We start from the raw sequence: 1766 nt of genomic DNA, 5'->3' as shown, positions 1-1766 counted from the left end.
GCTGTCGTCGCAATAGTTAAGCTCATGGAGAACAAATGAACGATATCATTTCTTCTTTGAAGGAAAATATAAACGTAAGACTCAAAAATCCACTATTAGGTGCTTTTGTTTTTGCTTGGGTTTTCTTACACATAAAAGGCTTTGGAATATTTCTTCTCGTAGACACACAAGAAAAAATAGCAATGCTAAGAAAAAAGGACTGGTTATTTTTCGATGATGCACTTTTGCCTTTTCTTCTTTCCATACTTTTTCTTATACTTTTACCTCTAGCAAACCTCCTTTACGATAAGTTTGAAGGAGGTTGGCTTGTTCCCAAAAGGCTTAATATTCTAAGGGCAAAAAATATTGCTGAAGTTCGAGCAGAAAAAAACTATGTAAAAGAGTTCGAATATGAAAATTTATCAGCACTTGTAAACTCCAAAAGAGAACTAGAATTTTCAGCAGCTGAGTTGGCTGATATTGTCGATGAGATCAAAAATAATTGCACAATGGCCGATCAGGAAAGGGTTATGCAATTACTAGCCACAACTCACAAAATTATAAATGCCGTTACGGAGCTATCATCATCGGCTAAAAATCTCGAAAAGTAGTTTTGATTTTGGGGTCACTGATCAAAAGACAGCTAACAAACGCATTAAATCGCTCGCAAGCTCGCTGGGGCGCTAACACATGGGCAGCGTCACTTCGCTCCTAATTTTAGCCCATGTGTTATCGCCCTTTATGCGGGCGTTATGTTTGCGGGAGAAAACGGTGATTTTAGGGCTCAATCATATAACCATTGCAGTTAGTGACTTAGAGCGCTCTCTAAAGTTTTATCAGGAGACGTTGGGGTTCACTGCTCACGCTAAGTGGGACAACGGGGCTTACTTGTCAGTAGGTGAACTCTGGTTTTGCCTTTCTCACGATGAGCCTTGCCCTAAAACCGACTATACCCACGTAGCTTTTGATATCGAACCAAACGAATTTGAAGCCTTTGCGAAGCGTGTAGTTTCATTGGGTGTGGAAGTTTGGAAACAGAATAAGAGTGAAGGGCAGTCACTTTATATCTTAGACCCTGATGGCCATAAACTAGAGATACACTCTGGCTCCCTTAAAAGCAGGTTAGAATCCCTAAAAACTAAGCCGTATAGTGGGCTCGTTTGGCTTTAAACATAACAATAAATTTAAGAGTGATTCACAACGCTCGGCGCTTTCACTTCAAGCAAGTTTAGTGTTTATGGCACAATGCTTTAGGTAGGGTGTCAGCGTTGTTCACACCTTAATTTGGCGTTATGTTACTCGAAGAAGGAATACGATAATGTTGCATACAGGAAGCTGTCATTGTGGAGCACTATCATTTGAATTTGAAGCCCCACCAGTAACTGAAGGGCTACGTTGTAATTGCTCTATTTGCGCTCGAAAAGGTGCAACTATGACAGGATTTTCCGTCTCTTCAGAACAAATACGTATTAAGGCAAAAGATGGAGCATTATCAACATATACATTTGGTAGTGGGGTAGCTAAACATCACTTTTGCAACAAATGCGGTATCTATACATTTCATCAAACACTGCGCCAACCTGGCTACTACCGTATAAATATCGGTTGCATTGATGGTGTTGATTCTTCATCAATACCGTTTGAGGTGTTTAATGGGGCAGCGATTAAGTCGTAACATAACAAACAACTCAAAGGGACAAAAACACGGGCCACTTTTGGTTCGGTTTGTTTTTGAGGTTAAGGCTGATTCGGTTGAGTGAATGGGTTTGGTTTTTGCCCTTTAGTTG

3 protein-coding genes are annotated in these 1766 nt (G+C 40.3%); all 3 read left to right on the top strand.

Annotated elements, in window-relative coordinates; translation table 11 throughout:
• The first annotated feature begins 35 nt into the window (after positions 1–35).
• The 3 genes from JHD44_RS18640 to JHD44_RS18630 all read left to right on the top strand — a co-directional run bounded on the left by JHD44_RS18640 (position 36) and on the right by JHD44_RS18630 (position 1654).
• Positions 36–590, top strand: a complete 555-nt coding sequence (locus JHD44_RS18640; protein ID WP_199464231.1) for a hypothetical protein — start codon at positions 36–38, stop codon at positions 588–590.
• A gap of 160 nt (positions 591–750) precedes the next feature.
• Positions 751–1149 (top strand): FosG/FosC2-related fosfomycin resistance glutathione transferase, encoded by a 399-nt coding sequence (fos, locus tag JHD44_RS18635; protein ID WP_047010351.1) that lies wholly within the window; start codon positions 751–753, stop codon positions 1147–1149.
• 148 nt (positions 1150–1297) lie between these two features.
• Positions 1298–1654: a GFA family protein gene (locus JHD44_RS18630; protein WP_199464230.1), complete on the top strand. Its 357-nt coding sequence runs from the start codon at positions 1298–1300 to the stop codon at positions 1652–1654.
• Positions 1655–1766 lie beyond the last annotated feature (112 nt).

The sequence above is a fragment of the Marinomonas ostreistagni genome, assembly GCF_016461785.1.
GTDB lineage: Bacteria > Pseudomonadota > Gammaproteobacteria > Pseudomonadales > Marinomonadaceae > Marinomonas > Marinomonas ostreistagni_A.
This window is presented reverse-complemented; position numbering and strand designations above follow the sequence as displayed.

Coding starts and splice junctions, on each gene's coding strand:
- JHD44_RS18640 (WP_199464231.1), top strand. CDS start 36: ATGAACGATATCATTTCTTCTTTGAAGGAAAATATAAACGTAAGACTC.
- JHD44_RS18630 (WP_199464230.1), top strand. CDS start 1,298: ATGTTGCATACAGGAAGCTGTCATTGTGGAGCACTATCATTTGAATTT.